This window comes from Trujillonella endophytica (genome assembly GCF_900110555.1).
In the GTDB taxonomy this organism is placed as follows: Bacteria; Actinomycetota; Actinomycetes; order Mycobacteriales; family Geodermatophilaceae; genus Trujillonella; species Trujillonella endophytica.
Genome location: NZ_FOEE01000004.1, coordinates 37,345 through 62,793 on the forward strand (window position 1 = coordinate 37,345; position 25,449 = coordinate 62,793).

Annotated in this window: 19 protein-coding genes and 1 pseudogene; 7 read left to right on the plus strand and 13 right to left on the minus strand. The window is 70.0% G+C overall.

The annotated features are described in order from the left end of the window. Nucleotides 1-36 precede the first annotated feature (36 nt). Both BMY88_RS24125 and BMY88_RS07550 read left to right on the plus strand, forming a co-directional pair. Complete coding sequence (locus BMY88_RS24125) at nt 37-1,770, plus strand: serine/threonine-protein kinase (protein ID WP_211435547.1); 1,734 nt, start codon at nt 37-39, stop codon at nt 1,768-1,770. A 161-nt stretch (nt 1,771-1,931) separates the two neighbouring features. Further along, entirely contained in the window at nt 1,932-2,852 is a 921-nt protein-coding gene (locus BMY88_RS07550) for a hypothetical protein (RefSeq protein ID WP_091941805.1), read from the plus strand. A gap of 30 nt (nt 2,853-2,882) precedes the next feature. Here BMY88_RS07550 and BMY88_RS23310 read toward each other — a convergent pair whose 3' ends face one another. Beyond that, entirely contained in the window at nt 2,883-3,062 is a 180-nt protein-coding gene (locus BMY88_RS23310) for a hypothetical protein (protein WP_139220424.1), read from the minus strand. Between the two features lie 373 nt (nt 3,063-3,435). On the opposite strand from BMY88_RS23310, the gene BMY88_RS07555 reads away from it, so the two are divergent. Next, on the plus strand, nt 3,436-4,083 hold the full coding sequence (locus BMY88_RS07555) for a DUF4230 domain-containing protein (protein WP_244524522.1): 648 nt from the start codon (nt 3,436-3,438) through the stop codon (nt 4,081-4,083). 172 nt (nt 4,084-4,255) lie between these two features. After that, on the plus strand, nt 4,256-5,482 hold the full coding sequence (locus BMY88_RS07560; RefSeq protein ID WP_211435548.1) for a YncE family protein: 1,227 nt from the start codon (nt 4,256-4,258) through the stop codon (nt 5,480-5,482). Between the two features lie 10 nt (nt 5,483-5,492). Here BMY88_RS07560 and BMY88_RS07565 read toward each other — a convergent pair whose 3' ends face one another. After that, nucleotides 5,493-6,629, minus strand: coding sequence for a glycoside hydrolase family protein (locus BMY88_RS07565; protein WP_091941809.1), 1,137 nt, complete (start codon nt 6,627-6,629; stop codon nt 5,493-5,495). Nucleotides 6,630-6,961: 332 nt separating this feature from the next. Here BMY88_RS07565 and BMY88_RS07570 point away from each other — a divergent pair, with 332 nt between their 5' ends. Both BMY88_RS07570 and BMY88_RS07575 read left to right on the plus strand, forming a co-directional pair. Further along, nucleotides 6,962-7,753: a class I SAM-dependent methyltransferase gene (locus BMY88_RS07570; RefSeq protein WP_091941811.1), complete on the plus strand. Its 792-nt coding sequence runs from the start codon at nt 6,962-6,964 to the stop codon at nt 7,751-7,753. A gap of 233 nt (nt 7,754-7,986) precedes the next feature. Further along, on the plus strand, nt 7,987-8,598 hold the full coding sequence (locus BMY88_RS07575; RefSeq protein ID WP_091941813.1) for a DUF4352 domain-containing protein: 612 nt from the start codon (nt 7,987-7,989) through the stop codon (nt 8,596-8,598). Nucleotides 8,599-8,719: 121 nt separating this feature from the next. On the opposite strand, the gene BMY88_RS07580 is transcribed toward BMY88_RS07575, so the two are convergent. The 10 genes and pseudogenes from BMY88_RS07580 to mobF form a co-directional block, all read right to left on the minus strand. After that, entirely contained in the window at nt 8,720-9,190 is a 471-nt protein-coding gene (locus tag BMY88_RS07580; protein WP_170861006.1) for a hypothetical protein, read from the minus strand. Beyond that, nucleotides 9,187-9,645 (minus strand): TadE/TadG family type IV pilus assembly protein, encoded by a 459-nt coding sequence (locus tag BMY88_RS07585; protein WP_091941815.1) that lies wholly within the window; start codon nt 9,643-9,645, stop codon nt 9,187-9,189. Before BMY88_RS07585 ends, BMY88_RS07580 begins: the two co-directional genes overlap by 4 nt. Continuing rightward, entirely contained in the window at nt 9,638-9,844 is a 207-nt protein-coding gene (locus BMY88_RS07590) for a hypothetical protein (RefSeq protein WP_091941817.1), read from the minus strand. The genes BMY88_RS07585 and BMY88_RS07590 overlap by 8 nt, the downstream gene beginning before the upstream one ends. A gap of 28 nt (nt 9,845-9,872) precedes the next feature. Continuing rightward, nucleotides 9,873-10,793 (minus strand): type II secretion system F family protein, encoded by a 921-nt coding sequence (locus BMY88_RS07595; RefSeq protein ID WP_091942344.1) that lies wholly within the window; start codon nt 10,791-10,793, stop codon nt 9,873-9,875. Between the two features lie 8 nt (nt 10,794-10,801). Next, nucleotides 10,802-11,659 carry a type II secretion system F family protein gene (locus BMY88_RS07600; RefSeq protein ID WP_091942345.1) on the minus strand — a complete coding sequence of 286 codons (858 nt, stop codon included), beginning with the start codon at nt 11,657-11,659 and terminating at the stop codon, nt 10,802-10,804. Beyond that, nucleotides 11,656-12,429 carry a TadA family conjugal transfer-associated ATPase gene (locus BMY88_RS07605; RefSeq protein WP_244524523.1) on the minus strand — a complete coding sequence of 258 codons (774 nt, stop codon included), beginning with the start codon at nt 12,427-12,429 and terminating at the stop codon, nt 11,656-11,658. The genes BMY88_RS07600 and BMY88_RS07605 overlap by 4 nt, the downstream gene beginning before the upstream one ends. A 51-nt stretch (nt 12,430-12,480) precedes the next feature. After that, complete coding sequence (locus BMY88_RS07610) at nt 12,481-13,590, minus strand: tyrosine-type recombinase/integrase (protein ID WP_091941819.1); 1,110 nt, start codon at nt 13,588-13,590, stop codon at nt 12,481-12,483. A 604-nt stretch (nt 13,591-14,194) separates the two neighbouring features. Continuing rightward, complete coding sequence (locus BMY88_RS07615; protein ID WP_091941821.1) at nt 14,195-16,996, minus strand: class I SAM-dependent DNA methyltransferase; 2,802 nt, start codon at nt 16,994-16,996, stop codon at nt 14,195-14,197. Then, on the minus strand, nt 16,993-20,313 hold the full coding sequence (locus BMY88_RS07620; protein WP_091941823.1) for a helicase-related protein: 3,321 nt from the start codon (nt 20,311-20,313) through the stop codon (nt 16,993-16,995). Before BMY88_RS07620 ends, BMY88_RS07615 begins: the two co-directional genes overlap by 4 nt. A 268-nt stretch (nt 20,314-20,581) precedes the next feature. Beyond that, nucleotides 20,582-23,257 (minus strand): annotated as a pseudogene (gene mobF / locus BMY88_RS07625) (MobF family relaxase); the annotation flags it as partial. Nucleotides 23,258-23,667: 410 nt separating this feature from the next. Between mobF and BMY88_RS07630 the strand changes: the two are divergent. Then, on the plus strand, nt 23,668-24,792 hold the full coding sequence (locus BMY88_RS07630; protein ID WP_139220426.1) for a DUF3644 domain-containing protein: 1,125 nt from the start codon (nt 23,668-23,670) through the stop codon (nt 24,790-24,792). 352 nt (nt 24,793-25,144) lie between these two features. Here BMY88_RS07630 and BMY88_RS23315 read toward each other — a convergent pair whose 3' ends face one another. Continuing rightward, the gene (locus tag BMY88_RS23315) at nt 25,145-25,420 is read right to left on the minus strand and encodes a hypothetical protein (RefSeq protein WP_139220427.1); all 276 of its coding nucleotides are present in this window, start codon (nt 25,418-25,420) and stop codon (nt 25,145-25,147) included. Nucleotides 25,421-25,449: the final 29 nt, after the last annotated feature.

Consider the following 25,449-nt stretch of genomic DNA (forward strand, 5'->3'; position numbering starts at 1 on the left):
CCACGGCGGCGAGACCCGGGGGGCGGGGTGCAGGGAGTGACCTTCGGTCCCTACCGGCTCCTCGGGCCGCTGGGCCGCGGCGGCATGGGCGAGGTGCACCGGGCCTGGGACACCGAGCACCAGCGGGTGGTCGCGCTCAAGCTGCTCGCCCCGCACCTGGCCGCCGACTCCGCGTACCGCGCCCGGTTCCAGCGCGAGGCGCGGCTGACCGCCCGGCTCCGCGGACCGCACGTCGTCCCCATCCACCGCTACGGCGAGATCGACGGCCGGCTGTTCCTGGACATGCGGCTGGTCGAGGGCGAGGACCTGGCGAGCCGGCTGCACCGCTGGGGCCCGCTGCCCGTGCCGACGGCGCTGTCGATCATCGGGCAGCTGGCCGAGGCCCTGGACGCCGCGCACGCCGACGGCCTGGTGCACCGCGACGTGAAGCCCTCCAACGTGCTGCTCACCGGCCGGCCCGACGACCCGTTCGTCTACCTCGTCGACTTCGGCATCGCGCGGTCGTCGACCGACGGCGCCGCGATCACCCAGACCGGCACGGCGATCGGCTCCTACGAGTACATGGCGCCGGAGCGGTTCGTGACCGGGCACGACGTCGACCCGCGGGTGGACGTGTACGCGCTGGCCTGCGTGCTCTACGAGTGCCTGACCGGGATGCGCGCGTACCCGAGCACCGGCCTGCCCGCCGCCTACCACGCACACCTGCACACCGAGCCTCCGCCGCTGTGGGCCCGCCGGTCGGACGTGCCGGCCGCGCTCGACGGCGTGCTGCGGCGGGCCCTGGCCACGGACCCGGCCCGGCGCACCCCGACGGCGGGCCAGCTGGCGGCCGAGGCGCGGCGCGCGGTCGCCGCTCCCGCCGCGCCGGTGGCCCGGCCGGCGACGCAGCGACCGGCTCCCGTTCCGCCCCCCGGTGCCCGCGCCGCTGCGCCGTCGCCGGTTCCGCCGTCCCTCCCGCCGTCCCTCCCGCCGTCCCTCCCGCCGTCCCTCCCGCCGTCCCTCCCGTCGCCCGCCGCCCCACCGCCCCGCTCGCCCACGCCGCTGCTGCAACCGGCGCCGCGGATGCCGGCGCAGCCGGCGCCCGTACCGCACCGGCCGGCGCCGTACGCCCCGGCCGCCGCGGCCGGGCCGGCGTACGGCGGCCCGGCCGCGCACCGCGGGCCGCACGGCCCGATGCCGCCCCGCCCCGCCCCGCACCATCCGGCGCCCTACGGCCCCGCACCCGCCCCCCACCGGCCGCCGCCCGCGCCCGCGCCCGCGCGGCGGCGCCCGGTGCTCGCCCTCCTGCTGGCCGCGGCGTTCGTCGCGCTGGTCGCGGTCATGGACCGCGCGGACGCCGAGTACCCGGTAGGCATCGCGGTGGGCTTCGGGCTGTCCGCGCTCGCGAGCGAGGTGCTGCTCGGGCTGACGCTCGGTGTGCGGGACGCCCTCGACCGCACCGGCGGGCTGCCGTGGGTGGCCGCCGCGGTGACGGTCGGCACGCTGGTGCTGGCCGAGCAGGCGCCGGGCGGGATGCTGGCCGCCCCGGCGGCGTTCGCGGGCGCGCAGGTCGCCGACCTCGTCGTCTGGCGGCTGGTGCGGCCCGGTCTGGGCTGGCGGGCCGCGCTGGTGGCCTCGAACCTCGTCGGCGCCGTCGCCTTCACGACCGTGCAGGTCGCCGCCGGCGCGACCGGGGAGATGGGCGGTCTCTTCCTGGCGACCGCCGCCACCACGGCGCTGACCTGGCTGGCCGTCGAGGTGCTGCGGCCGCTGGTCCCCCGCCGCCGGTAACGGCCTCCGCGCTGGTCACGCCCGGCGTGTCGCGATCGGGGCGGCGCAGATCTGCCTACTGGACGTCGTCACATCCGTCACATCCACCACTCAAGCCACACCCGTTGCGCGCCGATGTTCGGAGTGCGGGCACGTGCCCGCCCGACTTCCGGAGCAGCCCGATGCCCACCCGCCGCGCCCTGCGCGTTCCCGTGCTCCTCCTGGCCGGCGGCGCGGCGCTGGGCGCGTGCGCGACCGGCGGCTCCGGTTCCCCCGCGGCATCGGACCTGTCGCCGGACTGGAAGGCACTGGCCTACGACGCGGCCGGCTGCCCCTCGCGCGCCGCCTGGGTGGCCGACGGGCTGCCCCCCGCGAGCTGGGACGACGCGACCGTGAGCACCACGCAGGCCGACGTCACCGGTGACGGGGTCGCCGAGGTGCTCGTCGTGGCCGGCTGCGCCAGCGCCGCCTCGGAGCCCGGCGAGAGCGTCGTCGTCTTCGGCCTCGCGCAGGGCCGGCCGACCGCCCTCGGGGTGCTCGGCGAGGGCATCCCCTTCCAGGGCGCGACCGTGGCCGCCGACGGCGGCTCGCTCACCGTCTCCGGCCCGACGCCCGCGGACGAGGACCCCACCTGCTGCCCCACGCACTGGTCGTCGGTCGGCTACGAGTGGACCGGTGCCGGGTTCTCCGTCACCGGGCAGGTCACCGTGCGCGGCTCCGGGCCCGCCGGCAGCGACCTCCCCGACGGCGAGCACGTCGGCGTCCTGCGCGCCGCGAGCGACGACGTCGTCCACGTCGACCTCGTCGAGTGGTTCGAGGGCGCCGACGCGGCCGCCGCCTGCGTCGCCGACGGCGTGACCGACAACGGCTGGGAGCAGTGCGGCACCTACTACGTGCGCGACGCCGACGACCGGGTCACCGTGCTGCCCGTCCGGCCCGGCGCGCCGGCGTCCTACGTCGACGCCTGGACGGCGGAGGAGGTCGAGGTGTCCTCGGTCGGCGCGCTGGCCGGCACCTCCGCCGTCGTCGACGGCTCCACCTACGTGCGGCTCACCGTCGTCGGAGGCTCGGTCACCGAGGTCGCCGGGGTGTACGTCCCCTGATCGGCGTCGCCGCCGCGGAGGCCTGACCGGCTACTCGTCCGGCGCCGGCGGAGGATCACCCGCGGCGGGATCGACCGCGTGCCGCCGTCGCCACCACGAGCCGAGCTCGGCGCTCGCGGCGGCGCCCACCGCGACGACGACGAGGCGGAAGTCGCCGAAGACCGACCAGGAGACGGCCGCCGCGAACAGCGCGACCACGGCCACGGGCACGACCGAACCCCGCGACCACCCGCTCCGCTCTCGCTGCACGAGCCCCTCGTCCTCTCGGTCGCCCGGACGGCGGCCCACCTCAGCGTGGCAGCCCGCGGCCCACCGGCGCACCCGTCCCGACGGCGAGGATCCGGACCACCGGCACGGTGCGCCGGGCAGATGCCACCGGCACCGGCCGGCCGGCGCAAGCCGGCACGCCCGGAGCCGGGACCGGTGGGTCGACCGGGAGCGGTGGTGCGCGCGCGGCCGGGAGCCGTCCGGGAAAATCGCCGGCCGGGTGGGAATGGGACGTCCGGCCGGATCGCTGTACGGGGTACCCCCGCGTGGCCGACGGCCCGGGGGATCCCCCCTGCGACGCGAGGAGTCCTTGCGCATGCCCAAGCTGCCCTCAACCGTGGTCAGGACCGGCGTCGGCGTGGGCGTCGTCGCCCTCGGGTTCGTCGTCGTCGGTCAGCTCGCCGACTGGGGCAACCCCTTCGACTCCGAGCGGGTCGACCGCACGACGACGCCGCTGCTGGTCTCCCTCGCCGACCTCGACGAGTACCACGCCGCGACCGGCAGCTTCCAGGTCGTCGTCGACATCGAGAGCGACACCCCGTGGGTGCCCTCGGTGATCAGCGGCGAGCGGGTGCAGTTCCTCGCCACCGGCTCGGTCGACGCCTACGTGGACTTCTCGGGCCTCGACGCGCAGGCCGTGGAGCTCTCCGCGGACGGCGACGCGGCGACCATCACGCTGCCCGCCCCACAGCTGGGCGAGGCGAGCATCGACCCCGACGAGAGCCGGGTGCTCGACCGCGACCGGGGCCTCGTCGACCGCGTCGGCGACGCCCTGGGCGACGGCGGGGACGGCGAGAGCGAGCTGTACTCCCTGGCCGAGGAGGAGCTGGAGTCCGCCGCCGACGACAGCGACCTGCTCGAGCGCGCCGAGGACGGCACCCGCGACATGCTCACCGCGCTGGCGGAGTCGCTCGGCGTCGAGGACGTCACCGTCGAGTTCGTGGACCCCGCCGCCGGCAGCTGACCCCGCTCCGCCCCTCCTCCCGGCACGCGCACTGTGCGCCGGGGGACCGTTCCGCGCCCGGAGCGGTCCCCCGGCGCACATCGCTTGCTGCCCGACCCCGTTCCGCCGGCCCCGCCGACGTGTGAGGGTGTCCGGCGGCGGCCCACCGGGGTGCCCGGCGAGCGGAGGTCACGTGCGGATCCGGAACACGACGACGGCGACGCTGGCCGCCCTGCTGATCGCGGTCGGCGGCTGCTCGGCGGACGACGGGGGCGGCGGGGACGCCGACCACACCGGCCATGCCTCCGGGACGTCGGAGACGCCGTCGTCCGCCTCCGAGCCGGCCCCGTCGACGACCGCGGAGCCCACCCCCGCGATCCCCGACCAGCTCCCCGGGATGCCGCCGGTGCTGGACGCGGCCAACGTGTACTCCGAGACCGGCGCCGACGATCTGAGCCCCGCGGCCGCCGCGGCCCGGCCGATGGTCTACGTGCCGCACAACAGCGGCGAGGTGTGGGAGATCGACCCCGCCACCCTCCAGGTGGTGCACCGCTTCCCGGCCGGCACGGAAGTGCAGCACGTCGTCCCCTCGTGGGACATGCGGACGCTGTACGCGACCGACGACATCGGCAACACCATCACCCCGATCGACCCGGTGACCGGCGCGAACGGGCCGCGGATCCCGGTCGACGACCCGTACAACATGTACTTCACGCCCGACGGCGCGTACGCCATCTCCGTCGCCGAGGCGCTGCGGTCGCTGGTGTTCTACGACCCGCACACCTGGGCCGAGGTGGGCCGGCTGCGGATCCCCGAGTGCGCCGGCATCGACCACGCCGACTTCACAGCGGACGGGCGGACGGCGGTGTTCAGCTGCGAGTTCGCCGGCCGGGTGGTCGTGCTCGACGTCCCCTCGCGCACCGTCGTCCGGATCATCGACATGCCGGTGCGCAACACCGACATGGGCCCGCAGGACGTGAAGCTCTCCCCCGACGGCAGCCGCTTCTACGTGGCCGACTCCGACCAGGGCTCGCTGTGGGTGCTCGACGGCGCGGCCACGCAGGTGATCGGCGAGATCCCGACCGCGCACGGCACCCACGGCATCTACCTCAGCCGCGACGCCACGCAGATGTACGTGACCAACCGGCACAGCGGCACGATCTCGGTGCTCGAACCCGACACCGGCGCCCTGATCACCACCTGGACCATCCCCGGCTCGGCCAGCCCGGACATGGGCGGCGTCACCGCCGACGGCAGCCAGCTGTGGCTGTCGGGCCGGTACGACGACGAGGTCTACGTGCTCTCCACCGCCGACGGGTCGCTCCTCGCGCGGATCCCGGTGGCCGACAGCCCGCACGGCCTCTGCGTCTGGCCGCAGCCGGGCCGCTACTCGCTGGGGCACACCGGCGTCACCCGCTGACCCGGACGCCTCAGCCGCCGGCGGCCGCGAAGGCGCCCCGCAGGGCCCCGTAGGACGGCTTCAGCGACCCGTCCCAGCGCACGACGCCGAAGCGGCACTGGGTGACGTAGGCCGAGGAGCACTCGTCGCGCAGGCCGTACCAGTAGAGATTGCCGGCCCACGGGAGCGCGTTCCACGTGGCCACCTCCAGGGCGGCGAGGTCCGCCTGCTCGGCCTCCGACACGCCGAACAGATGGGTGGGGGCGCCCACCTCGGTGGCCCAGATCTTCTTGCCGCCGTCGCCGTTGGCGACCATCACCGACCGCAACGAGGTCCTGGTCTCGCCCATCTGCGACCAGCCGGAGTCGGGGTGGACGGCGAGGATCTGCTCGGCGGTGGCGGACCGCCAGAAGCGGTACGGGTGGTGGGAGAACGCGTCGAAGCTCCCCCCGGCCCCGGCGGAGTACATCTGCTGCAGGAACTCGACCGGGTTGATCATCCGGCCGGCGGCCGTCGTCCCCGAGGCGGTCGCGCCGGCGATCACGGTCAGCGTGGGGTCGACGCGCTCGACGGCCCGGTGCGCGGCGGTGACCAGTGCGGCGTAGCGGCGGCCGTCGGGGTTCTTCCAGTACGTCGCGAGGTTCGGCTCGTTCCAGATCTCGACGCCCGCGAGCGGCACGTAGCGCAGGGACGGGTTCTCCGCCCAGAACCGGCCGCCCTGCCCGTAGCGCTCGGCCAGGACGGAGACGAACCGCGCGTACTCGGCGACGTCCGCCGGGCCGCACTTGGAGAAGCGGAGGTCGTAGGGGCAACTCGACGCCCATCGGGGCGAGTAGGCGACCGTCATCAGCATGCTGATCCCCCGGCCGGCGGTGAGCCGCATGCGCTCGTCGGTGAACGCCCAGAGGTAGCGCCCCTCGACGCCCTCCACGTCGGCCCAGCCCACGGTCTCGCGCACCGTGCCCGCGCCGGCATCGGCCGCCTGCTGGACGTACGCGGCCCGGCGGCCCGCGGACTGCCCGGCGCTGTGCAGGTTGAAGCCCATCGTGGTGTGCAACCCCGCGGCGGCGGTGGCGACGCGGGCCTCGTCGCCGGGCCGCCCGTCCACCTCCGGCGCACCCGCCGCGGACAGCCCGTGCGCGACGAGGACGCACGCGGCCAGGGCCACCCAGAGGGCGGCCGACCACCGGGCTCCTCGCCGGATCTCTCGCGAGCCCGGACGACGACGGGTTGTGGAGCGCAGGTGCACGTTCTTCCTCACCAGGGGGATCAGGACGCCGGACGCGGACGTTCGACGGCGTCGACGGGGTCGGACTCGGACCACGACCCCCGTGGCTCACCACTCTACGGCGCCGCGCCACTACTTTCAGCAACTTTTCGGGTGGATCAGCCCCAGGCGTCACTCCGGGCACAGCGGCCGCACGCGCTCGGCGGCGGTCGCGGGCCCCCTCAGGCCGCTAGCCTCGTCCGACACTCCGCGGGACGAGGAGGTGCCGCAGGATGCCGAGCGTCGAGGACAACCGCGACCGTTGGGCGAACTACGACTGGTCCGACAAGGGCGACGAGTGGTCGGGCGGCTTCGGCAGCACTGAGGCGCTGTGGTCCTGGCTCCTGCAACCGCGGGTGAGCCCGTTCCTGCCGTCCGCGCACACGCTGGAGATCGCGCCGGGCTTCGGCCGGGCGACCCAGTTCCTCGTGCCCGCCAGCGAGAAGCTCACCGTGGTCGACCTCGTGCCGGCGTGCATCGCCGCCTGCCAGGAGCGGTTCGCCGAGCACGACCACATCGACTACCACGTCAACGACGGCAGGTCCCTCGACATGATCGAGGACGGCTCGATCGACTTCGTGTTCAGCTGGGACTCCCTGATCCACGCCGAGGACGACGTCGTCGAGTCCTACGTGACCCAGCTCGGGCGCAAGCTCCGGCCCGGCGGCGCCGGCGTGCTGCACCACTCCAACGTCGACGAGTACCGCGACCCGGAGAGCGGCGAGCTCACCATCGGCAACGAGCACTGGCGCGCGCCCACCATGTCGGCGGCCAAGTTCCGCCGGTACGCGAGGGCGGCCGGGCTGCGCTGCGTGGTGCAGGAACTGATTCCGTGGGGCGGCCCGGACTTCTCCGACTGCCTGTCGGTGTTCCGCCGCGAGGTGCGCCGCCCGCTGCGCCGGCGCATCGAGCGCCGGCTGCGGGACGACACCACGGTCGTGCGCAACAGCAGGTTCTTCGAGCAGGTCCAGCAGCGACGGGCCACCGAGATCCGCGAGCTGACCGAGATCTACCGGCGCTGCTGACGCGGCCCACCGGTGTACCCGGGTGGCCCGTTCCCGGCTCGGGAACGGGCCGCGGGGGTACGACGGTCGGCCCGCTCAGGCCCGCAGCGGACACCCCCGCGGACGCGGACCGTGACCACGGCAGCGGTCTTGCGCCCATCGCGCCACGGCCGTGACAGGCACCCTGCGTCGAGCGTGGTTCGCGACACCGACCCCGGTAGCTTCCGGCGACCGATCTTCACGGGGAGCTGACGATGAGACACGCACTGACCGGCGCCGGGTGTGCCGCGGTGATGCTGCTGACCGCCTGTGGCGGGGGCGACGGCGACTCCGCCGCCTTCTCCACGTCGCAGAACAACAGTTCGGAGGAGTGCATCGGCTACGGGTGCAGCCCCGAGCAGGACGCCGAGTTGAACGAGGCAGATGCTGCGGCCAACGACGAGGAGGCCGCCACCCCTACGCCACAGACGGCAGCCGTGGGCGAGGTAGTGGCCTTCGACGGCGGCATCACGGTCGGCACGATCACGGTCAACGGCTTGCGGCGCGTCAGCGAGCCCGAGACCTCCTACTCATCTGCAGTGCCGACTCATGGGTCCTGGCTCGTCGTCGACGTCACCGTCCAGGTGGCGTCGCGCACGGAGCCGGGGGCCGCTCTCATCTCGGCCTACGACTTCACCGTGCAGGACGACGGCGGAGTCATCTACGACTCGGACACGAGCGTGCTGGAGTCGACGCTCTCCGCGGAGCTGGTCCCGGGCCGCCAGGTGCGCGGCGAGGTCGCCTTCGATGCCCCCGCGGGCGCGCTCCTGCTCGACTGGTCCCCGGGATTCGACGGACCGCTGGTCACCTTCTCGATCAACGGCTGACGGATCTCGGCAGCCCGACCCGGCCCAGCACGTCGCGGACGACGGACTCCGGTGTACCCGGGTGGCCCGTTCCCGGCTCGGGAACGGGCCACGGGGGTACGACGGTCGGCGCGCTCAGGCCTCAGGCGTCGACGTAGCGGTCACGCTCGACGACGAACCGGCCGGTGGCGGTGTTGGCTTCGATGAACTCCGGCAGCAGCGGGATCCGCACGGTCACCGTCACGCAGACGGTGAACTCCTCCCCCGGCGCCAGCGTCGGCGTGTAACTGCCGGCCGCGTCGCACCCCGCCCCCGCCGGGGCGTACGCCAGCCGGACGTCGGTGGCGTCCACCGACTGGTCGGCCACCGCCAGCTCCACCGCCCGCTCCGCCCGCGCCTGCCCGGTGGCGAGGTCCGGGGCGGTGCCCAGCGCCCGCCCGGCCTCCCGCGCCGCCGCCGTCGCCGCGAACACCCCGCGCTGCACCGAGGAGAACCCGGCCACCAGGTAGACCAGCGGCACGAACACCACCAGCGCGATGAACACGAACTCCACCAGCGCCGCCCCGCGCTCCCGGTCCCCCGCGGAGCCGAGCCGGGAACGCAGCCACCTCACGGCCCCTCCCGCACCGCGCGGCCGGTGACGTCGACCGGCAGCAGGTCTCCCAGCCCGGCCAGCAACGCCGGCACCGCGCCGCTGCAGCGCACCACCACCAGCGTGAGACCGGTCCCGTCGACCTCCTCCACCGCGCTGCAGCTCAGCCCGGCCGCCGTCCGCTCCGACGTCGCCGCCGCCACGATCTCCGCCGTCCGCGGGCCGCCGGCCGAGGCCGGGACGCCCGCGTTCGCCGCGTACCGCGCCCCCTGCTGCGCGCTCGCGGTGACCACGTTGCGCACGTGCACGTAGACCGCGACCTGCAGCACCGCCAGCAGCAGCACCACGATCAGCACCGAGACCAGCACGAACTCCACGACGGCGCTGCCCCGCTCGCCGTCGCCGTTCTCCGGCCCCTCTGCAGGGTCCAGCCGCGAGCTCGCGAGGGCCGGGGTACGACGGGGTCCCTCACCCACCGGTGGTGACGGAGTCCAGCGCGTTCTGCACCGCGGTCACGATCGCCTCGCGGAACGGGATGAGGATCGCCAGCACCAGCGCCGCCGTCATCACGGTGATCATCACCCAGCCGGGGACGTCACCCCGTTCGGGGTCGTCCCCGCGCAGTCGCACGGACAGTGCCGCCCAGGCGGCCAGGAACAGGGTCACGAGACGCACGCGCGTCCTCCTCGGTCGGTCGCGACGCTCATGACGCCAGCGAGACGATGCTGATCAGGCCCGGGAACAGGGCGAACAGGACGGTGACCGGCAGCACCAGGAAGACGACCGGAACCATCATGGCGATCTCCTTGCGGCCGCCGGCCTCCAGCAGCCGGCGCTTGCCCGCCTCGCGGACGTCGGCCGCCTGCGCGCGGAGCACCTCGGCCAGCGGGGTGCCGCGCTCGATCGCGACCAGCAAGCCGTCGACGAACCGCGCCAGCGGGTCCAGCGACGTGCGGTCGGCGACCTCCTGCAGCGCCTCGGTCAGCGGCGTCCCGGACCGCGCGCGGCCCAGCGCACCGCCGAGCTCGCGGGCCAGCTCGCCGCCGGACAGCCGGGTCACGCGGTCGATCGCCGCGGCCGGGCCCTCCCCCGCCGTCACCGCGAGCGCGAGCAGCTCGGCGACCACCGGGAACTCGGCCAGCAGCAGCTCCTCGCGCCGGCGGACCTGCTGGGTCAGCCACCAGTCCCGGCCGAGCAGCCCCCCGACGAGCCCGGCGACACACAGCAGCAGCGCCGAGAGGACGTTCAGCTCGCCGGCGGCCAGCGTCCCGACCGACGCGACGCCCGCGGCGCCGAGCAGGCCCAGCCCGCCCCACACGACCTGCTCGACGCGGAAGTCCTCGACGGTCGCGTCCGACGCCAGCGCGTCGAGCCGGCGGCGGACCGCGGCCCGCCCGCCCACGACCCGGTCCAGCAGCCGGGCGCCGTCGGTGATCGTCGGTCCGGCCAACCGGCGGGCCGCCCCGAAGAGTCCCGGCTCGGTGGCCGTCCCCAGCAGGCGCGACGGCGGGGGCGCGTCGTGCAGGTAGGGCGCGAGCCGGTCGACCAGCCGCACCGACCGGAACGGCGGGGCGTAGGTGACGGCCAGCAGGACCCCGGTCGCCGCGGTCAGGCCCAGGAGCATCCCGAGGATCACTGGAGCACCCGCACGTCCTGCGGCAGCCGCCCGATCCGCAGCATAAGCCGGTAGGCCAGCAGGCACACGCCGCCGCCGCCGAGCAGCAGCGCCGTCCCGGCCGCGGAGTCGTACGCGGCCAGCGTGGTCGACTGGGTCGCCAGCAGCAGGAGCACCACCCACGGCGCGGCCACCGCCAGCCGCGCGGCCTGCACCACCCAGCCCTGCCGGGTCTCCAGCTCCGCCCGCGCGCGGGCGTCCTCGCGCAGGAAGGTGGCCAGCGTCCGCAGCACCCGGCCGAGGTCGCTGCCGCCCACCTCCCGGGCCACCCGCAGCGTCTCCACGATGCGGTCGCCGACCGGATCGGCGAGGTCGTCCTTGAGCCGGTCCAGGCACTCCCCGAACCGGCCGCTGCTGCGGTACTCGGCGCCGAACCGGGCGAACGGCGGGCGCACCACCTCCGGACCGCGGACGGCGAGCGCGGCCAGCGCCTCCGGCAGCGACAGCCCGGCCCGGACGGCGGAGGCGAGGTTGTCGACCACCTCCGGCCAGACCTCCCGCAGGTCGGCCCGGCGGCGCAGGGCGAGCCGGCGCACCTGCACCGCCGGCAGCGCGAACCCGAAGACGGCGAAGGCGAGGCTGACCGTGACCGTGCCGGTGGTCAGCAGGACGACGACGAGCGTCAGCAGGCCGAGCCCCAGCTGCAGGGCCAGCAGCTGGGCGGAGTTGATGCCGGACAGCCCCGCCGCGGCCAGCTGCTCCTGCCGCCGCCCGGTGCGGCGCGGGCCCGGCGCCCGCCGCGGTGCCCGCGGGCCGCTGCGCCAGACGAGCAGCAGCCCGACGCCGAGCAGCAGCCCGGGCAGAGCGCCCGTCACCGGTCCCACCGGCCGGAGTCGTCGAGCAGCGCGGGGAGGTCGATGCCCAGCGCGGCGAAGCGCTCGGCGTGCGGCGGGTGGCCGCCGGCCCGCACCAGCCGCCCGTCCCGGGAGGTGAAGACGTCGGCCAGCTCGACGACGCCGTCCTCCACCCGGCCCGGCACAGCCACGATTTCGCGCACCCGCCGCTGGCCCGACGCGTCCGTGCCCACGTGCACGACCAGGTCGACGCTCGTGGCCACCGTGGGGACGACGAACGCGTGCCCGATGTTCTCGCCGGCCAGCAGCGGCAGCGTGCACATCTTCGCGATGGCCTCGCGCGCCCCGTTGGCGTGCAGGGTGCACATGCCGGGAAGACCGCTGTTCAGCGCGATCAGCAGGTCCAGGCACTCCTCCTGCCGGACCTCGCCGACGACGATCCGCGAAGGACGCATCCGCAGCGCCTCCTTGACCAGCCGGCGCAGCGGGATCTCGCCGGCGCCCTCGAGGTTGGGCTGGCGGGTCTGCATCGAGACGACGTCGGGCAGCGGGACGCGGAGCTCGAACACCTCTTCCGCCGTGATCACCCGCTCCCGGGCGGGGATCGCCGCGCAGAGGCAGTTCAGCAGCGTCGTCTTGCCGGCCTGGGTGCCGCCGGAGACCAGCACGTTCAGCCCCGCCGCGACCGCCGCCTCCAGGAAGCGGGCCGCGTGCGCGGTCAGCGTGCCGAGCGCGACCAGCTCGTCCAGGGAGTGCGCCTGCAGCACGAACTTGCGGATGTTCACGGCCATGTGCCGCCGGGTGATGTCGGGGATGACACGCTCCAGGCGCGTTTGTCCAGCTCAAGGGCGGTGTGCAAGCCCCTCAGTCCGCACGGAGTCCGCAGGACGGGCAAACGCAACCTCGATCGCGGCCCGCGTCCGCGTCTCGGCGTCCGGCCACAGGTGGCTATAGGTGCGCAGCGTCTCGGTTTCATCGGCGTGGCCGAGGACGTGGGCCACCGTCTTGACCGACTCGCCATAGCGGATGAGCGCCGACGCGGTGAAATGCCGCAGGTCGTGGAAGCGTGCGGCGGGCAGGCCGGCGCGCCGGCGCAGTGGTTGCCACACCGCGCCGTTGAACGTGTTGGGCCAGACCGGCCCACCGGTCCGCGACCGGAACACCAGGTCGTTGGGGCCGGCGGGGAACGCCGCGAGGTGCTCGGCCAACGCCGTTGAAACCACGTCGGCCAACGGAACCGTGCGGATGCTCCGGCGGGTCTTGGGTGGGCCTAGCTTCGGCGGCGCACCGGGAACGAGCGTCAGCTGCTCTACGACGTCGAGTTCCCGCTCGAGGAACCGCACCCGGCCGACCTTCAAACCAAGTGCCTCACCGAGCCGCAGCCCGCAGCCGGCTCCCAGCACGACGAGGGCCCGGTAGCGATCCGGTGCCGCGGCCACGAGGGCCTCGACTTGCTCGACGGTCAGCGGGACGACCCGCTCCCGATGCGGCCGCGGCGGCAGCGTCTCGCGGCACGGTGACTTAACGAGGAAACCGTCCTCCACCGCGTCGGTGAATACGCTCGCCAGCAGCGCCATTACCTGACGGCTGGTCGTCGGCGACAGCTTGTCCTCAATGCCCCGGCGAAAGCCGAGCACCTGCGTACGGGTGACCGCCGAGAGGCCCCTGTCCCCGAACGCCGGCAGCAGGTGGTTGCGCAGGTAGGAGTCGTACGTGCGGCGAGACGTGTCGCGAAGCGGTTGCGCAGGCAGCCAGGTGCTGACGTAGACCCGGAAAGTGCAGCGGCCTCGCATCGGATCGACCCAGTCGCCACGCACCAGCGCTGCGGTCTGCTCGTCGAGCCAGCGTTGGGCGTCCACCTTCCGTTTGAAGTGACGGGCGTGCTCCTTGCCGGACGCGTCGCGGAAGCGCGGCCTGTACGTGCCGTCGGGTCGACGGGCGATGCTGGCCATTCGGCTCACCTCGAGAGGACGGAGGAGGCCGGAAGTGGCGCTGCCTCGGTCCTGCGGGAGTAGCACCTCTAGACCGCTTATGCGCCCGACCGTTGTGATCCGTGGACAACGAAGGGCCTGTGGACAACGGGCGCCCCAGGTGTTCCTCCAGTACTCCCGCCTAGGTCCTGGAGAAGTACTGGCGAACTGGTGGCCGGTGCCCGCCTTCGCTGATCGGAACAGAAGAACCCGGTTACACGCTGTGGTTGAGCGCGGATCCCGCGCTGTCTGCCCGACCGTCGGCCGCGTCGAGCGATCCGCACCCGATTCCAGCCAACTTGGCTCTACATCTCCTAATGACCTGGCCAACTGCCGCTCGCCGGTCCTGGGACCGGCCGAACGCGACGCAACCGGTCCTTGCCGCCGTCAGCTCCCTGCGGCAACGGCGACGGCTCAAGGCCGGACGAGGGTGGAGAAGGCGGCTTCTAATCAGTCGCGCGGGCCCATCCTCTGGCGCGCCGGCGCCGAGCCTCACGGGCCAGGCCACGCCAGGCCAGACAGCACCGCTTCGCGCGAGCGACCACGCGGAACCCCCCCATCAAGGCTCCCACGCCCCGACGCTAAGTCAGGATCCGCCCGCCTGAAGGCTGACAGTCGTCTTCTCATACTGCTCAAAGAGGAGTCGCTGACGGTCTCGCTCAGCCTCGAGGTGCCCATTCGCCCCGAAGGCCGCACACACCAAAGCGTCGAGCTTCTGATGGGCCTCAGTCAGCTCAAGCCTCATCCTCAACGGGTCGTACTGCATGCCAAGGGGTGTGGTCGGGTTCTCCTCCCGAACCCTAAGAACCTCTTGCCCAGCCAAGACGATTTCGGCACGAAGATCGGATTCCATGGTGGGAACCGGCAACGTATTCCAAACGATCGTGTTCGTGAAGCTTGGGTCAGACTTCATGCGCCCCCCGACCGTCTTCTGCCAGGTCATGAACATGGACGACGAGATCATCGCGAAGAGGAAGCCATCTGGATCTGGTGACGTGAACAGCTTGATCGAGGCGATCACATCTGATGACAGTCGCGCCACCGTTGCGTGAGTTCGGCCCTCCGCGAATGTCTGCGGGATGCCCAGATAGTCTGTGCTCGGTTGACGGCGCTCCTCGAAAAGGTGCGGAGTAGCAACCCCCCTCCTCGTCATCAACTTCGGGCTAGCGGCTCGGCGTTGCCGAATCTCGTTGAGACGTCCCCGAATCAGTGCGCTTCTTTCCAACTCGGCGAGGTCGGCACCGACGAACCATAGGCACCATCGTTGCAGCCCATTAATCAACTCGTCGCCGCCTCGGTAGCGCCGAAGGTAACGAACTGCGATGGAATCGTCGGCAACTTCGTCATACTGATCTGGCTCGACCGTTAAGAATCCCCAGTCAACCGCCTTCGATCCAGCCTGGACCTCCGGCAACTGTGGAGCACTGGGGCGCATCCTCTTTCGCACGAGGACATTCGGACCGTCAACAAGGTACGCATTTATGCGGTCCACCCGCCGACCTAATGGATCAACCAGTGCGCCACCGATATAGTCAAAGAGTAGCGCCGCAGTCCCGCGCTCTCGATCAAATCCTACGATTACACAATGGACAGCTGCGCCGCCGGAGGATTCCGACGTCCATGGAAAAGTGCGATGAGCGAACCGCACACGCCAACCGTTCGCAAGGATTGCTCCCCACAGCGTTGGTACGGCCTGACCTTGCGCGATCGAGTTGGTGGACACGAACGCCCACCTCGACCTCGCTTCGCCGTAGTAGTCGATCGCCTTCGCGTACCAGCCGGATACATAGTCGAGAAATCCGTCGTACTGCACACCCCAAACAAGCCGGAGATCGTCCGTCTGTCCAGCGCTTCGTTCCTTCGGCCCCAAGAATGGAGGATTTCCGGCCATAATCACATCTGGCCCCGCAGGGACAACCTCTGACCAATCCATGCGCAGTGCATTTCCAACAACGATTTTCGCGGATCGCTGAATCGGCAGCCGCTCGGGCGCAACGCCAAAACGCTCCCTCATCTTCAGGTCGCACTGCCGGTCCATGAGGAACATCGCTGTCTCCGCGATGCGGGCAGGCCACTCGTCGAGCTCGATGCCAGAGAAGTGATCAAGCGTCACCTTAAGCAGATGGGTCCAATCCGCGCCAAGAGCGGTCGCACCCTCGCCCTGCTGGAGATTAGCAAGGCCGTCCATGACGCGAAGTTCCAGCTCCCGTAGTTCCCGGTAGGCGACGATGATGAAGTTGCCGCACCCGCAAGCCGGATCCAGGTACCGAATCTCGCCAAGCCTTTTCCACAGCGCATTGAGGGCGTTGATCCGCTTCTGGGGGGTCTCTCGTGTAAGCGCAGCATCGGCCTCTGCGCGAAGTTCGTCTAGAAAGAGAGGGTTGAGCGTCTTGAGGATGTTCACCTCCGACGTGTAGTGCTCCCCCAGCTCTCGCCGGGTCTGTGCATCACGCACGGACTGAAACATCGAGCCAAAGATGGCCGGGCTGATCGTTGACCAGTCGACGGCGGATGCAGCCAGCACCGCCTCACGGAAGTCGCTGCCCAGACTCGGGAGCCTAATCGGCTCCTCGAAGATCCCACCGTTCACGTAAGGGAGCGCTAGAAGTTCCGCAGCGAGTCCATTGCGGTCGACTGGCGCGGTGTCCAGAACCCGAAAGAGCTCGTTGAGGCGTTCGCCGATGTCTGAACCGTCACGCGCTGTGTGATCCTTAACGAAATCTTGGAACAGGCCAGGCAATGGCTCGCCGTCTGGCGCCTTCCACATCTCCGTATCGTCACCAAACAGTAGGAAGAGGACACGCGCAAGGGTCACGGAGATCTCGTGGTCACGCTTCTTGGTGTCGAAATCAGCTGCATAGCTCCGTTCGACCGCAGAATACATCTGCGCCATCAACCGCGACGCGCGCTTGCTCTCGCTCTTGGTCTCTACGTCGAACGCAGCTCGTACCCGTGACAGGACTTCATTTACATCGATGACGACATCGCTCGGCAGTCGGATCGCATTGAGCTTTGCCACGAATTGCGGATCGGCTTGCCCGACTAGGTGGACGTGCCTAGCAGGACGTGAGATGACGCCGTTTCCCTTACTCGTACGCGACGGCCAGCGCCAGACCTGTTTGCCAGTGCCATGGAAGATCACGAGTCGGTTAGTGGACACCTTAGCAATTGCCTGGTCGATCTTTGCCTCGCCGACCGCCCCCGGAAGAGCAGCAACTTCCCAAACGCGAACCCCCTTGTAAGAGGACACGTTGGTCGCGCTGACGTGATACCCGTCCTCAAGCTCAACCTGGATCGGCGCGTGGTCAGGGCTGTGCCAAAACAAGTCGAGTCGGAAGAGGTCGCCGAACCTTCCGCCATCCGCCTTCGTGAGCAGTGGCTCGGTCATCGCGCGGTCACACCGATCGAGCAAACAATTTTAATCTCTTCTTTCTCGGCCGACCCGATTACGAGGCGTTCCTCCCCGTGAACTTGCTTCACAAGATCCGCGAGGTCCTGGTCGGAGTACTTGCTTCGTCGGGCTTGACGAAGACGAACGTTGGCGTACTCGGTCAGCGGCCTGTCCATCATGGCGCTTACTGCGTCGCTTGCGTCGGCGCCATAGATCGTTCCCCCGAGACGTTCCACAGCCCACTTGCGCACCCCGCGAAGCGCGCCGGCGGCGACCATCTCGTTGCCAAGCTTCCCCTTCACCAGGAGCGCCTCCCGGTCGAAGTGATCCCGCCGCAGCGGCGCCGTTGGGGTCGTTTCGTCGGCGCGGAAGACGTGGAGGGCTTCAAGTGGCGTCAGGAGGCGCTCGACAGAGCTGCTGCCATCTGCACTGTCGAACGACGCGGCGAATGCGTCGATGCCGGTTGACGTTCGGGCGTAGGTAGTCACGCCCGTCTTGACCTCGTTGCCGTATGGGCCTCGGCTGCTATGCATAAGGTCCTGCATTTTCATGACCTTGGCTGCGAGATGCGGATTTTGGTCCTTAATGTTCGACCATACGAGCCAAGCTTCGCTCACTGCGTCAGCTTCACCCTCGTCCTGGACAAGCTCGTCCTCTGACGGGATAGCGCCCTTATATAGATCGTCGAGCAGATTTACTTCCTTCTCGTCACCGAAGAACCGCTCGTCGGAGCCGAAGGCAGCAGCGTTGTCACCGAGCCTCTGCCTGATCCGCTGCCGAAGGAGGATGGCCTGCTCAACCTTCTCGTGCGTGATCATGTATATGAAAACTCTGTCGGACTTCTGGCCCACCCGGTCGACGCGGCCCGCGCGTTGGATGATGCGGATAATCGCCCAGGGCAGGTCATAGTTGACCACGATGTGAGAGTCCTGAAGGTTCTGACCTTCCGAGAGGACGTCGGTCGCCACTAAGACGTCGATGGGATCCATTACCGGCATCTCTTCGGTCTCTTCGCCGGGTAGCCGGTTGCTTTCCGGAGAGAATCGGCGGGCGATAGCCGCCGGGTCATCCGAGTCCCCGTAAGCCAAGCCGACATGCTGTACGCCGGCATCCTTCAAAGCCTTCGCAACGTACTCAGCGGTGTCGGCGTACTCAGTAAAAACGAGCACCTTCTCGCCGGGGTGGTCGTCTCGGAGCATATCTACGAGGGCATTCGCCTTGGTGTCCTTGACCGGATCCCAAGCTCCGAAGCGGTCGAGAAGTTGAGTGATGATTGCGTTGTCGCGCAGCAGATCCTTGCGCAAGCTAGATTTGAAGATGCCAGTCTGCAACCACTTTGTGGAGGCGGGTAGTCGACGATGTAGTTCGCGATAGCGCGACGCCAGACTGCCACCCATTTCCTCGTGCTCTTCGAGGTCCGAGTCCGAGACTGTGAACTGATGGTCGCTGAAACTTCCGAGCGGAACGGCCAGAGCGTTGTCGATGGCGTAAACAAAGAGCTCGTTTCGGGCTCGTTGGCGTTGAAGGCTCAGTATGAAGGAGTGTCCCGACGAGGAGAGACGCTTGAACAAACCGATGCGCACAAAGCCGCTAACGTTGCCTCGCCCGGACCGGATATCGGCGATGATTTTGGCGTCCTCGATGGTGTGCGGAGCCTTCGGGTTGTCATACTCGGCAAGCCGATAGCGCGGGAGAACGAGGTCCCTGATCGCGTCGAGCGTGTCGTCGCTCTCCATAAACTGCGCTGGGTCGTCGTCGGCGAAGTCGAGGCTTAGCGGCTTGGGGACACGAATGGGAAAATGAAACCTTTGACCGTTCGCGAACTCCAGGTACTCGCGTACTTCAACCCCGCCGCCAGGCAGGGAGACCATCTCCTTCTTGGCTGTCCTTTTGATGAACGAGCGCGTGCGGCGAACGAGGTGATCGCTCATTAGGCGCTTCCAGTCCTCGGCCTCTTCCGAGCGACGGAAGGCAGCGAGCGTGGTGATCTTTCCGTCGACCTTATCTACCAGGGCCTTATCCTTCGTCATGGCTGCAGTCGGCTGGATGCCGAGATCCTCGTCGTCGTCAATGTAGAGTCCGACTTGATTCGCAACGTCGGCGAACGCGAGGTTATACGGAGTCGCCGTCAGAAGCAGGACCTTCGAACCGTTGCGGCGAATGTAGTCCTGGATCGCCTCATAGGCCCTCGTTGAACTATTGCGCAGATTGTGCGACTCGTCGCAAATGACCAAATGGAACCGCTTCAGCTCGGGCAATCTTCTGTCCGCCACTGAATACGGGATGACTCTGGAACCGCGGAGGTCATACCTTTCCAGGTGCTCGTTCCACATACGCTCGAGGTTCTTCGGACACAACACGAGGGTCGTGTAGTCTTCCGCCGCCTCCAGCATCAGTGCAGTCGCGATTGCCGTAAGGGTCTTGCCCAGTCCAACGACGTCGCCGAGCATCGTCCCGCCTCGTCGGACGATGCGGCGCGCGAGCGTGCGGACGGCAGTCTCCTGATAGTCGAGAAGCAGGTTCTCGATTGAAGGTGGCAGAACGTAGCCGAGACCTTCTCGCGCATCCTCGGACATTGCGTGGCAAACCTTAAGGTAGACCTCGTACGGCGTCGGCTGCGTTTCGGACGCCCACGACTCCGCTATAAGGTCGATGATTTCTGACGAGATCCGAAGTGAAAAGGGATCGTCCCACCGATCAGTGAACCAGGCGGCAAGTTTACCCGCTGCGTCTTTCTCGACGACGTCGATGTTCAACTCAAGATTCTTGAATAGGCCGGCATTCGTCAAGTTGGATGAGCCAACATAGGCGCGGCGTTCTGCAAAGGCATTGCCCGGTGCGTGAAAGATGTAGGTCTTACCATGCAGCGGCGCGGTCGTGAACACCTTCACCTCGACAGCCCCAGACTCCAGTTGCCCCTTTAGTTGCTGGAGGGTTGTCTGTTCTCCTTCGGACGGCAGGCCGCGCATCAACTGCGTCCGGAGGTGCTTGACAAGTTGATCCTTGGCGGCGAGGGCCTTGCCCATGTCGTTGAGGTCCGAGCCATAGGGAGGCGGCTGAACTGCATCCTGCAGCGCAGCGAGCATGAGCGCCGAGTCCGCTGGCATCACCATCCCGATGAGCACCCGCGCCACGGCGGGTTCGGTTGATTGCCTGTCGGCGACCTTGTTGTTCACTATGTCGGAGAAGCTGGCCCAGCCTCGGAGATCGAAGTACCCAGTGGCAATATCACAAGAGTCGAAGTTGGCGAGGGCTGTCTTGAGTGCAGGGCCGATGGATGACTCAGTCGTTAGGTTGTCGAAGATGTCCGGCATAAGTCCTCCATCGGGTCAGCTTCGCGGCGGCTGACCCTACTTGGGGACCCAGAGGTCCTCGGCGCAACGCGCGTCAGCGTCACCGCCCAGCTTGATGGATTGACCTCAACCGGCGGCATCCGGCTCATGGGGCCTGACGGGCCACGTACGGTCATCGCCCGATGCCTAGCGCAGCAACGCGCGGGACCATCGATGGCCCGCGGCGCTCTGTGTCGGGCCGGCGGACGCCTGGAGCCGGGGCGGGTGGCCGGGCACGCGTCGCCGGGGGCTGGTCGAGCGGTCGGATGGGGGCGTAGCGGTCGGCTTCCCGGGCGGCGAGTCCGGCGGCGTGGCGGGAGCCGAGGTCGGCGCGGTCGCGGCTGAAGGCGGCGATCCACTGCTCGCGAGCCTCGTCAGGGTCGGCGGCGATGAGGTGGGCGGTGTTGGCGGTGCGGCCGCGGGTCATGCCGACGTAGGCCGCGGCGGCGCCGGTGTGGTGGCCGAGGACCAGATGCGCTGCGGTGACGGTGTCGCCCTGGACGCCGTGCACGGTGCTGGCGTAGGCAAGCTCGACGTAGTCGGTGACGTAGTCGGCGGGCAGCACGCGGACGTCGGGACCGGTCGAGGTGACTTCACCGCCTGGCCCGTCACCTCCACGAGTGCAGGGCGTGACGAGTAGCCCGCCGCACTCGTCGACCGCGGTGACCGTCCAGGTGTCGCGGTTGGCCACGTCTAGGCCGCGGTCGTTGCGGCGGGTGGCGATCCGGTCGCCGGCTCCGATCCGCTGCCCACTCCGGGTGGTCACCACATCGGCGTCGTCTACCCGGCCGGCGGTGACCAGCCGGGCCTGGACGGTGGCGCTCAAGGCGTCGACCTGCTCAAGGGTGTCGGCCACCAGCGCGACCTCGGCGGTCGGACCGTCGGCGGCCACCTCGGCGAGGGCACCGCACAGCGCCTTGAAGTCGAGGTGCAGTCGGATCTGGTTGCGGGCCAGGAGGGCGTCGAACACCGCGCCCGAATCGTGGCCGCGGCGCATCGCCAGGGTCAGCTGGGCGTACTCGTCGTCGGGGACAGTCGCGCCGGCGGCGTCCGTACGGGTGAACCGGTGCACCGACTCGAGGTTCAGGGACGCGCCGGGGTCGACCCTGTCGGTGGCCGCGGCGGCGAGGTCGAGCACGCCGCCCCGGCCGACCGCGGCCAGCTGGTGGCGGTCGCCGAGCAGCGCCACGCGCGCCTGGCACTCGTCGGCGATGTGGAGCAGCGCGCGGGCGGTGTCCTGGTTCAGCATGCCGGCCTCGTCGATGACCAACAGATCGCCCGGCCGCAACCAGGTCACTCCTGGGCCGGTGTAGTCGTGGCCGGTGCGCGGGTCGAGCTGCCCGTCGGTGAGTCGGGTCCAGTCACCGGATTCGGTCCAGCGCCAGCCGTACTGATAGGCCAACCAGGCTGCCGACCCGGTGGGCGCGCCGGTCTCGGTGCGGGCGACCTTGGCCGCCTTCATCGTCGGGGTGACCACGGCCAGCCCGCGCCCTTCGCACTCGAGGAGGTAGCGGGTGGCGGCCAGGGTGGTGGTCTTGCCGGCCCCTGCCGCGCCCTCCATGACCACGAGCTGCCGGCCGCCGGCCAGCAGCTCGATCGCGGCGGCCTGGCCGTCATCAAGCCCGGCGACCGCCCACGCGGGCAGACGCTCCTGCCGTGGCTCCGGCAGGGCCGGTTGACCGGCGCGGGCGGCGAACCGGGCGGCCAGATCGGCTTCCACGTCGAGCACCGGGCGGGAGGTCCAGGCCCGAATGTGCTCCGGAACGCCCTCGCGCTCGAGCAGCGGCACGCACCGGCTCAGGGCGCGGGCGGTGAGGTCCTCGGCCAGCTCGAGGCGCACCGCCGCCTCGGCGACGATGCCGTCGGCGGCGAGCATCTGCTCGACCTCGCCGCGGATGTCGGCGGCGTTCCACGCTGACCGGGCGGCCGCCAGCCGGGTCAGCACCCGGTCGGCGGCGGCGTTGCGGTCCAGCGCCCCGACTGGCGTCGGCGTGAAGGCCACCGGGTGGGCCGGGTCGCGGTAGCCCAGGACGGTGAGCTCCTCCCGCCAGCGGTCCTCCAGTACCTCGCCCGGGCGGGGGTGGACCTTGTCGGGGCGGCCGTCGGCCCAGGCGCGCGCCTCCCACGCCCGCCGCAACGCCGGCCCGGCGTGTTCGCCGGGATGCGTCTGGGTCCATTCGCGTTCGTAGCGGGCGATGTTCGTGGCGATCTGCGCTGCCCGGGCACTCATCGGACCGACGAAAGGAGCGAGCTGCAGTAGTTCTCCGGTGGCGTCCGGGGTGTAGCCATGGGCGGCCCAGGCGGCCCGCAGTTGTGGGTCGGTGGCCATCGCGGCGTGCCCGATCCCGTTGATCGCTGCGAGGAAGTCGCGAATGGCGACGGTGTGCAGCCCGCGCCATTTCTCGGCGGCGAAGACGCGGGCGAGCAGCTGCAGGTGCAGATGCCGGTGCGGGTCCCCGGCCCGGGAGGTGTAGTGCTGAACCGACGCCGCCTCCAGCACCTCCACCGGCACCTGCACCTGCACCCCGCGTGACCCGACTCGGGTGGTGGCGTGTTCGGACAGCCACGCCAGGATCTGCTCGACCGCGCAGTCCTGCGCGGCGTCGTAGGCGGCGGCGATGTCCGGATGCAGCGCCGCGGCCAGCGACCACGACTTCGGACCGTTGACCACCACCTCGACGAACCGCACCGCCCGGTCGTCCGTACGCAGTCGGCCCCGCGGCTCACCGGTGGCCGGATCCAAGCCGGCCACCCATCCCTCGTAGTCTTCCCCGGACAGCGGAGCCAACTCACGAACCCGCCCGGCACCGGCGGCGTAGCGACGGGCGATGCCGGCCCCCTTGGCCAGGTAGTAGTCATCCGCCCGACCGCGGTCAGCCCCTATGTAGTGGCGCGCAGCGGCCGGCCCCCCGGCGTAGACCTTCATTCCGCCGCGCATTTATCAACGCCGTCCAATAATGACCAACACATGACCCCCAGAGATGCCGAAGGGCCCCGCGAAGCGGGGCCCGAGCTACCTCCATTGGTAGCATGCGTGCCGTTCTTAAGTCCATTCAGCGACACTTCTGACAATCGCTGACTGTTGTTGCGGCCTCAAATCGTCTTGGCAGGACTCCGTTCAGAGGTCGGAGCGGCGGGGTGCGGTCCGTGTGCCCTCGGGTCGTTCAGGTGGATGCCGGCCCTGCCCGTCGCCGCGCGGTCGCCGGATGGAGTTAAGGACACGCGTCGAGGACACCGGCGATGACCCTCCGCTCCGGGGCGGGCGAGGCCTGCGACGGCCCGAAGGCACGGAGTGCGAGGTGTCTCTGAAGGCGGCCTATGGGACAGGATGCCTCGGTGAAGCGAGACGCCCAGGTTCTGCACAGCAAGGCGATCGCCTCGATGCGGGTAGCCACAGCGGCGTTCAACTCACCGGATGACGTCGGCCGGGTGACCCAGGTGCTCCTGTCCCTTCAGCACTCGTTCGAGATGCTGCTCAAGGCCGCGCTGGTGCAGAACCGCGTCCGGGTCTTCGACAAGGAGTCGGGCCGGTCCATCGGGATGGACAAGTGCATCAACCAGGCGCAGAACGACACCGTCATTAAGCTGACCGACGACGAGGCGGGCACTCTCCGCACCATCGATGCGATGCGAGACGACGAGCAGCACTGGTTCGCCGAGGTGTCGGAGCAGATCCTCTACCTGCACGCTCGTGCCGGGATCACCCTCTTCGACGAGCTGCTGGACCGGGTGTTCGGGCAGCGGCTGGCCACCTACCTGCCCCTTCGGGTCCTGCCCCTGTCGACAGACCCTCCGCGCGACCTCCACCTCCTCCTCGACGAGGAGTACAGCGCCATCGCCGACCTCCTGAAGCCGAAGCGCCGGATGACCGAGCCCGCGAAGGCAAGGATCCGCACCCTGCTTGCAATGGAGGCTCACGAGGAGCCGGACACCCGCGTCTCCGACAAGGACGTCGCCCGAGTCGTCAAGGGCATCCGGGCGGGCAAGACCCGAGCCGAGGTCTTCCCCCGCCTGGAGAACTTGGCCACGGACGTGACCGGCGAGGGGCCGAACGTCACGGTGCACTTCAACAAGAAGGGCGAGGGCGCTGCCGTGCACTTCGTCCCCGAGGACGCCGACGTCGAGTCGGCCGCGATCCGCGAGGTCGATCTCAACGCTCGCTTCTCCCGCACGAAGGCCGAGCTCGCCGACGCGCTCGGGGTGAAGCAGCACATCGCGACCGCGCTCAGGGACCACCTCGCCGTCGACCAGGATCCCCGTTGCTACCGGGACATCACGTACAACAACTCCGTTCTCCGCAAGTACTCGGATCGGGCCTTCGCCCCCATGCGCGAGTTCATCAAGGCCGGTAAGGCCGAGGCGGTGAGGGCGGCGCACAGTCCGAACAAGGGCATGCGCCACGAGCGCTGCTCGATCGAGGGCTGCAAGGCCGGAGCGGACCCCACCCCGCCGCTGGGGTGACTCAGCGGCAGCGCCCCCTGGACTGGCGTGCCCGGTCTTGAGGCACCAGTCCAGGCAGCGGCTTCCCGCCACCACACTGCCGGGCCTGGAGTGTCGTCAGCTCGCTGCGGCCGCGGCGGCGACGAACACCCGGCCCGGCTCGTTCAGCAGAACTAGCCCGTCATGATTGGTACGGGTGGATTGCTATGTGGACATCGGCCTGACCTGCTGTTGCAGCATCTTCGAGCCCGCCGGCCGTGTCACCAAGCGTGACTCGAAGGTGTCCCGAAGGCCGCCCTTCGAGCACCGCGCGAGGTGTCCTCAAGCGGCCCACTATGGGACAGGACGATGGACTCTCGCCGCAGCGTGCCGCCTATGGCCTTGACCGTCGGCCCTCCTCCTGGAGCCACTGCATCACCGTGTGGCGGGCCTCGAGCAGTCCTAGTCCGGTGCGTTCACGCAGCAGTTTGATCGCCCGTATCCGGTCACGATCTGCACCGCCTGCCGCAACGGACATCACTTCGGCGCGTGCCTGCTCCGCCGGGACCCGTGGACGATTGGCCGCCCGCGTCTTCTCAATGCGCTTGGACCAGAAGGTCAGCAAGACGCACGCCAGGACAGCGATCGCTGCAACGACGGTCAGTGTCACGTCGCCAGCATCGTCGATGCGTCACGACG

Excerpts from the sequence above, each read along its gene's own strand:
- BMY88_RS07605 (WP_244524523.1), bottom strand. The coding sequence starts at position 12,429 with ATGGCCGTGAACATCCGCAAGTTCGTGCTGCAGGCGCACTCCCTGGAC.
- BMY88_RS07570 (WP_091941811.1), top strand. The coding sequence starts at position 6,962 with ATGCCGAGCGTCGAGGACAACCGCGACCGTTGGGCGAACTACGACTGG.
- BMY88_RS07615 (WP_091941821.1), bottom strand. The coding sequence starts at position 16,996 with ATGACCGAGCCACTGCTCACGAAGGCGGATGGCGGAAGGTTCGGCGAC.
- BMY88_RS07595 (WP_091942344.1), bottom strand. The coding sequence starts at position 10,793 with ATGCTCCTGGGCCTGACCGCGGCGACCGGGGTCCTGCTGGCCGTCACC.
- BMY88_RS07575 (WP_091941813.1), top strand. The coding sequence starts at position 7,987 with ATGAGACACGCACTGACCGGCGCCGGGTGTGCCGCGGTGATGCTGCTG.
- BMY88_RS07620 (WP_091941823.1), bottom strand. The coding sequence starts at position 20,313 with ATGCCGGACATCTTCGACAACCTAACGACTGAGTCATCCATCGGCCCT.
- BMY88_RS07550 (WP_091941805.1), top strand. The coding sequence starts at position 1,932 with ATGCCCACCCGCCGCGCCCTGCGCGTTCCCGTGCTCCTCCTGGCCGGC.
- BMY88_RS07610 (WP_091941819.1), bottom strand. The coding sequence starts at position 13,590 with ATGGCCAGCATCGCCCGTCGACCCGACGGCACGTACAGGCCGCGCTTC.
- BMY88_RS07555 (WP_244524522.1), top strand. The coding sequence starts at position 3,436 with ATGCCCAAGCTGCCCTCAACCGTGGTCAGGACCGGCGTCGGCGTGGGC.